The sequence below is a fragment of the Flavobacterium sp. 21.1 genome (assembly GCF_057801535.1).
In genome coordinates this window covers 1-8143 of sequence record NZ_JBYNXA010000009.1, presented here as the reverse complement: position 1 = coordinate 8143, position 8143 = coordinate 1, and the positions used below count along the sequence as shown (strand labels likewise).

General features: G+C 43.0%; 1 protein-coding gene. It reads right to left on the bottom strand.

Going from position 1 to position 8143, the window contains the following annotated elements; translation table 11 throughout:
• Positions 1 to 91: 91 nt before the first annotated feature.
• Positions 92 to 7684: a choice-of-anchor J domain-containing protein gene (locus tag AC3E9U_RS15985; RefSeq protein WP_488747935.1), complete on the bottom strand. Its 7593-nt coding sequence runs from the start codon at positions 7682 to 7684 to the stop codon at positions 92 to 94.
• Positions 7685 to 8143: the final 459 nt, after the last annotated feature.

The window sequence follows — 8143 nt, the reverse complement described above, 5'->3', positions numbered from 1 at the left end:
CGGTCAAATAAATTCTTTTCATGTTATTTTGTTTTCCTTTTAGAAAACACCGCTCCCGGTAAACGGGAGCAGTGACTCTTGTTCATTTCTATTATCGCTCTCTGTTAATGTATACCCATCCTGTGCGTGTCTGTCCAGCCGTATCGATCACATAATAGTATGTTCCGTCAGGTAATTCCTGACCTGCATCAGACTGACCATGCCATTGGTTAGTATAACCTGAACCGTACGAATAAACTGTCACACCGTAGCGGTTAAAGATAGACAATTTTGCAATATTGAAACCTTCTAAATTAAACGTATCGTTTTTACCGTCGCCATTTGGAGAGATACCTCTCGGAATCTCACAATTAGCAGCAACTTCGATAGTCATTGTTCCTGTTGCAGCACATTGTCCTGCATCCGGTGTAAATGTATAAACAGTTGTAACAGCATTATTCAGAGCCGGAGACCATGTTCCCGTAACCCCTTCGTTTGATGTTGTTGGTAAAGCTCCTAACGGATCTCCAGGGCAGATAGCTGCAACCTGATTAAACTCAGGTGTAACGTTCGTATTTACGTCAATAGTCATTGTAGTTGGCACTGCACAAGGCACACCAGCGTCTGGTGTAAACGTATACGTAGTAGTTGCCGTGTTATCTAACGCAGGTGACCATGTTCCTGTAACACCATCATTCGAAGTTGTTGGTAAAGCCGCTAAAGACTCTCCGGAACAGATCGGCGCAACCTGACTGAATACCGGTACTACACTTGGATTAACAGTAATAGTCAACGTTGTTGTTGGTGCACATTGTCCAGCATCTGGTGTAAATGTATACAAAGTTGTAGTCGTATTACTTAATGCCGGTGACCATGTTCCAGTTACTCCTTCATTTGAAGTCGTTGGCAATGCTGTTAAGGTATCTCCTGAACAGATTGGTGCAACACTAGCAAAAGTAGGCGTCACAACCGGATTTACTGTAATAGTCAACGTGTTTGTAACTGCACATTGTCCTGCATCCGGAGTAAACGTATAAGTCGTTGTCGTTGTGTTATCCAACGCCGGTGACCAAGAACCTGTAACTCCTTCCGCTGATGTTGCCGGTAATGCTGTTAATGCATCTCCTGCACAAATCGGTGTAACTGCAGCAAATGTAGGCGTCACAACAGGATTAACTGTAATCGTCATCGTAGTTGTAGGTGAACACTGCCCTGCATCTGGTGTAAACGTATAGATAGTTGTCGTTGTGTTGTCTAACGCTGGTGCCCAAGTTCCTGTAACACCCTCGATTGAAGTCAACGGTAACGCTGCTAACGCATCACCTGCACACACAGGAGCAACACTTGCAAACGTAGGCATCACAATCGGATTAACTGTAATAGTCATCGTAGTTGGTACCGCACACGGTCCTGCTGGATCCGGTGTAAACGTATACGTGGTTGTCGTTGTATTGTCTAACGCCGGCGCCCAAGTACCATTAATACCTTCATTCGATGCTGTCGGTAAAGCCGGTAATACGTCTCCCGAACAAATTGGCGCTACGGCAGCAAATGTTGGTGTCGTATTAGGCGTTACCGTAATAGTCATTGTAGTTGGAACCGCACATTGTCCAGCTGCCGGTGTAAACGTATACGTAGTCGTCGTCGTATTATCCAATGCCGGTGACCAAGCTCCTGTGATACCATTATCTGATATTGTCGGTAGCGGTGCTATCGTTGAGCCAGCACAAACTGGTGCAGCCGCAGCAAACGTTGGCACTTGGTTTCCGTTATCAACATAGGTGATATCTACGGAACTGGTACAATATAATGTAGTCCAGTTGTAAGTATAAGTACCTGATACTGTAAATCCGCTGATTGTAGTTGTATTATCGTCCGGAGAAGCAATAACCGTGGCTGCCGGATTACCAGGAGCTGCAGACCAAGATCCCGCACCTGCAGCTACAACTGTTGTTGTATTGCCACTAGTACAACTTAAACTCAAAGGAGTAGCTGAAACGATACTGTTATCCGCTTTGAATTCAATAGTATCTAAGAAATTTCCGATAGTTGCACCCCCTACACTGGAGATGGATTGGAAAATAAATCGGGTAACTGTCTGACCAGCAGGAACAGTATAGTTTCTCGCTGGAGGATAACTCCAAGCACTCGCTCCATTTCCTGTAGTTCTCCTGTCAATCTCGACATATGGCCCGCCCGGAGGTCCTGCCAAAAGTGCAATAACATCAGTACCTTGTCTTCCTTTGTGTGCATATCTATAACTGAACACGGTAGTTATCGGGGTTGCAAAATCCTGATACACCCCGGAAACCTCAGTGGCATTCAACTCAATAAACTTAGTTCCTGTATGAGCCATATGGCCTTCACTATTAGGTTGAGACCAAAGTTCCATATGGTGATCCGTAGCGGTTGTTCGCCAACCCAAAAACATATGGTCATATAAATCTGCCCATCTTGGGAAATTACCCGTGGTAAACAGCACACCCTCCTCAAAACTTGGGTTAACCGTATTGATCAAACAGCTTAAACTAGTTCCGCTGGCAGGAGCCACAGGTGTTTTAACACAAACGCTGAAATTCACATTGGTATTGGTAGTAACCATATTGATTGATGCCCTAATGAAGTAAGTAGCGCCAATCTGTAAATTCGAAACCGTAGCGGAGTTGTTATAGCTACAAGCTATCTGCGTCAAACTACCACAAGTTCCAGAATAAACCGTCATCATGATTGGGATATTGTGTGAATTAAAATCTCTAAAATCAATAGTATGTGAGGCATTAGTTGCCGTAAACTGGAACCAAATATCACCTGAATTTGCAGTTCCGCATGTGGTACCTCCCACAGTAGATACTGTTGCTCCATTAAATACAGTAGCTCTTACTGCAGTACATTGATCGTTACTGTTAACCGGAACGGTGAAAGCTCCAGCACACTCATCATTTCCAATAAAGGTAATAAATGTTTTAGGTGCAGACCAAGGACTAACACTAGTTCCGGCTGTACAAATCGCTCTTACATAGAAATCATATGATGTATAGTTCTGTAAACCTGTAATCACGTAAGGCGGCGGAGTTGCTACCGGTATTCCTGTTGTTCCAGCCGTTGGAGCCGGAGAACCTGTAGTCTGAACAATAATTTCCCATGCTGTTTCAGTACATCCCGGAGTCCAGGTTACTGTAGCGCCAGTTGGAGTTGGTGTGCCAACTACAGCTAAGTTAAAAGGTCTAGGACAAGCTGGTAGCGATACTGTGAAGTTATCAACTGCTGCCGGCGGCTGTGTTCCTGTTGTGGCATTGTTTCTCCACTCTAAAATCACACGCATGTTCTGACCCACGTAAGGTACAGCATTAACTGAATATGTTAACGTTGCGAAACTCGCACCATTAATTAATTGATTTGACAATTGAACTCCTCCACTTGCTGCTGCTGTAATTGCAGTTCCTGCAGTTGGATTGAATGTTGAAGGCACAACCCAAACATTCAAGAAGTCCGCAGCAGATTGTCCCATAGAACGCCAATCAAAAGAAAGACTCACATCTGCAGCACATGTTGCAGGTATCGCGATATCTCTATATGCATGAACAATTGATGTAGATGTAATGGTATAGGCATTCGTAACACCATTATCATTACTGATGTACATTGCGTTTGTACCACCATTATTAGCAGCAGTACCTATATTCCACTTATTCACTTGTGTTCCGTTAACAACTGTCCATCCTGATGTACCTTCAAATCCTTCTGTATAAGGAATTGTAGCAGGAATTTGCGTTGTGATGAATGTTTTTGGTCCAGCCCAGAAGCTTACACCGTTAACAGCACCACAATTAGCTCTAACGTAATATTCATAATTTGTAGATGGGTTTAATCCTGTAACCGTGAACGGATTCGTTCCGGCAGGAATAATGATACTAGCCCCTGTTGGTGCACCAGATCCTGCTGGCTGAACAACAATTTCCCATGATGTTTCAGAAGCTCCGGCTGTCCATTGTAATGTAGCAGTAGACTGCGTTACACTTGTTACGTTCGGAACAGTAGGTGCCGGACATGTAATGATTGTAAGATCAATATTATCTATAGCTCCCGGTGGTTGTGTTCCTCCGGTACCATCGTTTCTCCATTCGAAAACAAATCTACCAACCTGACCTGCAAATGCGCCCACATTAACTACTACGTTTCTGCGGCCCCATGCTGCTTGTAAATTAAAGTTTCCGGTAAGATTAATTCTGTCCGTTGCCGCAGTTATTTGAGTACCAGGTGTCGGAACAAATGAAGTAGGCACAAGCCATACTCTTAAATAATCGAAAGTAGATTCCCCTTGTGCACGCCAGTCAAAACCAAGATTAACCTGGTTAGTACCTGCCGGGATTTGAATATCTCTGTATGACTGAACTACAGACGTAGAAGTAATAGTATATGCGTTAGATACACCATTATCATTCGATACGTACATCGCACGTGTACCGCCATTGTTAACTGCAGTACCTACGAACCATTTATTAACCTGAGTTCCATTTACAGTAGACCAACCTGGTGATGCTCCTTCAAAGTTTTCTGAATAAGGCAATGTCACAGGAATCTGCGTTGTTGTAAATGCAATTGGCCCAGCCCATGTACTTACCCCGTCAGTCGCGCCACAATTAGCTCTAACATAATACTCATAATTTGTAGACGGATTCAATCCAGTAACGGTAAACGGATTCGTTCCCGCCGGAATGATCGTACTTGATCCTGTTGGCTGACCAGAACCTGGTGCCTGAACCACAATTTCCCATGCCGTTTCAGAAGCTCCCGCTGTCCACTGTAAAGTAGCAGTAGTTGTAGTTACACTAACAACCGTAGGAACCGTCGGAGCCGGACATGTGATGATATTAACATTAATATTATCAAGCGCTGCCGGTGGTTGTGTTCCAGCAGTAGTATCATTTCTCCACTCAAAAACAAGTCTAACATTTTGTCCTGCGAACGCTGTAGCATTCACAACTATGTTTCTTCTGTTCCATGTTGTCACACCACCTTGATTTAGGTAAGTGGTTCCCCCTAAAAGATTTATTCTGTCTGCTGCAGCAGTAATCTGCGTACCAGCGGTTGGAATAAAGTTAGTAGGTACAATCCATATTCTTAGATAATCAAAAGTAGATTCTCCTTGCAAACGCCAGTCAAAAGCCACATTCATCTGAGTAGTACCAGCAGGAATCTGAAGATCTCTAAATGACTGAACTACCGAAGCGCCTGTTAGCGTATATGCATTAGTTACTGCATTATCATTGGAAATATACATTGAACGAGTTCCTCCGTTGTTCACAGCAGTTCCTCTGTACCATTTATTGGTTTGTGTTCCGTTTACTACATCCCAATCAAAGTTTCCTTCAAAAGTATCCGCGAAAGGAAGAGCAGCCGGAAGTTGCGGTGTTCTAAAGTTGATAGGTCCAACCCAAATACTATTTCCTGCCGCACCACAATTAGACAATACATACACATCATAAGTAGTAGAACTGTTAACCGTAGCATTGTAAGTAGGCGCTCCGTTAACTGTTACCCCTTGTGTTGGAAGTGTCGGCGCTGGCGAACCTGTTGGCTGAACCAAAACCTGCCATGATGTCTCTGTATTACCCGGAGCCCATTGAACTGTTGCAGAAGTAGGCAAAATATTGGAAACCGCTAAAGCTGATGGTTCAGCACAAGCCGGAATATCTTCAATAATTACCTGATCGATATAAATTCTGGATCCGTTTGCACCAGGGGCCACATACCACCCGATGTTAACGTTACCATTTGTACCTACCATGTTCACGACTTTCTCTACATACGTTGTATTGTTGTAAGAAGTTGGCGCCACAAGTACTGTCGTCAAATCTGCAGGTGATGGTCCGTTTGTAGACAATCTTACCTCAAAAGTACATGGAGAAGCCGTATTTTCAACACGGTATCTGTATTTTAAACGTTGGTTACCCGTAAGTGTAATTTGCGGGGAAATTAACCAGTCGTCATTAGAAGCCAAACTGGAAACGATACTAGCCGACTGATTTCCTTCAAACGGGTTTGTCGCATAGTCCATGTTCCAAGAATTCGCATCAGCACCTACGTTTAAAACTGTCCAACACGGTTGTGTTGTAGAAGTACTGTTAAATCCTTCTGTAAAAGGAACCGGAAGTGCAGCACATAATGTTCTGAAAGTAAACGGTCCTGCCCATACACTGTATGTTCCTCCACCACAATCTACTCTTACGTAGAACTCGTAGTTTGTATTTGCCGTTAAACCTGTAACTGCAGCCGAAGTTGTTGTTACCGGAGTTCCTGCTCCGGGAGGTAACCCTGTTCCGGCAGGTTGGAAAACATATTGCCATCCTGTAGCACCGCCTGGATTACCCCATGTAAGGGTAGCTCCTGTTTGTGAAATTCCGGAAGCACCTAAATTGTTAGGCGGCGGACATCCCACTTGCTGGATTGCTAATGTATAAGGAATTGTTCCACTTAATGATGAAATTACTATATAATAAGTAGTTCCTGCTGTAACAGAAAGGAACGGAATATTTCTCGGTGTCGAGCCAGTGTTTGCAACACCTGCTAAACACGACACACCCACATTGGCACAACTGCTATAAACAAATAGACCAGAGTTATTTGCAGTAGGTGTCATTGTGATATCAACAACTCCTGTAAAAGTAGGAGTGAAAGCATAGAAAACATCGTTTCCGGTTAAATAGTTTCCAGTAATACCACAAGAAGCTCCCGGGCTACCAGTTACAACATTGCCAAATAAATTGGTATTACTGGTAGTTGAATAGGGCAGTGTGGTTACCGCGATTGGTCCTGCACACGTTTGTCCGAAAGGAGTGGTATTAAAAATAAAAGGTCCAACCCAATTACTGGTTGCACCGGTACTACAAACGGCTCTCACGAGATATTTATACTGCGTACCTGGTGTTAAATTTGTAGCCGTGAACGGATTTGTAACACCTGCGTACCCCGGAGTCGGAATCCCTGTTGGTGTAGCCGCACTTGTCATTATTTCAATATCCCATGAAGTGGCTGGACCTGTACTTGTCCAGCTTAATTGCGCAGTAGTTGCACCTACTTGTGTTGCATTTAAAGCGGAAGGATCATTACATTGCTGAACAACGCTTACATCATCAATAAGCCAACGATCTCCATAATATGGATTTGCAGTCGCTCCTGTTTGCGTATGCACTTTGACAAAAGCGATATGCACGTTTTGTCCTGCATAGGTAGATAATGGCAGCACTACTTCACCATATACATTGTAAGCGGTTGAGCCTCCGGCTGCTATCGCAGTCTCTAACTGTGGCTCAGTCCATTGCTGAAATGTGGTAAAGTTAGCCTGATTTGTTTGTGTACCAGTTGAGACGCGTATTTGGTAAATCGTACCGAAATCCCCGCTCAATGTCATCTTCGACCAAAATCGTAACTGTCCATTTGTTGGTACCGCAATCTGAGGTGTTACTAACCATTCCTCAGAGGTGTTACCAACACCAATGTTTCCCCTATCAATCAAAGCGTGCTGAGCACCACCATGCGTGGGAAGGAATAATGTATTAGTTGCTGTCCAGGCCTGGGCAGTTCCTACTCCATTATCCATAACGCTCCATGTCCCGGGAATACCCGACTCAAAGCCTTCCTGAAACTGTGCAAATCCCAGGAAAGATACTAAAGACATGAAAATTACAAGAGTAATTTTTTTCATAATTAATAATAAATTGTTTGTGTTTTGGATGTTTTTATGTAATGTCCCAAATTTATGTTAATTATATTGTCGTCACTCCTTTAACGATTAACATTCACAAAAATCAAAAGGTTTGTGCTTTTTTTGCTTTTTTTGCCGATTTTACCAAAAAAATTAAATTTTTAACAGTCCCATTTTTATAAATCAATGAACTATCTCTTAATATTTATCGACGAACTGCAACCCCCATATTTTACCGAGTAATCCTTTTATTACAAAAAATTTTTTTTCTGCTTACTGAGCAAAAAATAAAAAATACATCTACACTTCTTACATGAAATAAAAAAAGCACCCCTTAACGGAGTGCTTTTTAGTTATAACGTATTTTAAGAAGCAGTGCTTACTTCTTCACGATCATGAATTCAGAACGTCTGTTTTTAGCATGTTCTTCATCAGTACACTGATCGCACTGTACTTTTG

Coding starts and splice junctions, on each gene's coding strand:
- AC3E9U_RS15985 (WP_488747935.1), bottom strand. CDS start 7,684: ATGAAAAAAATTACTCTTGTAATTTTCATGTCTTTAGTATCTTTCCTG.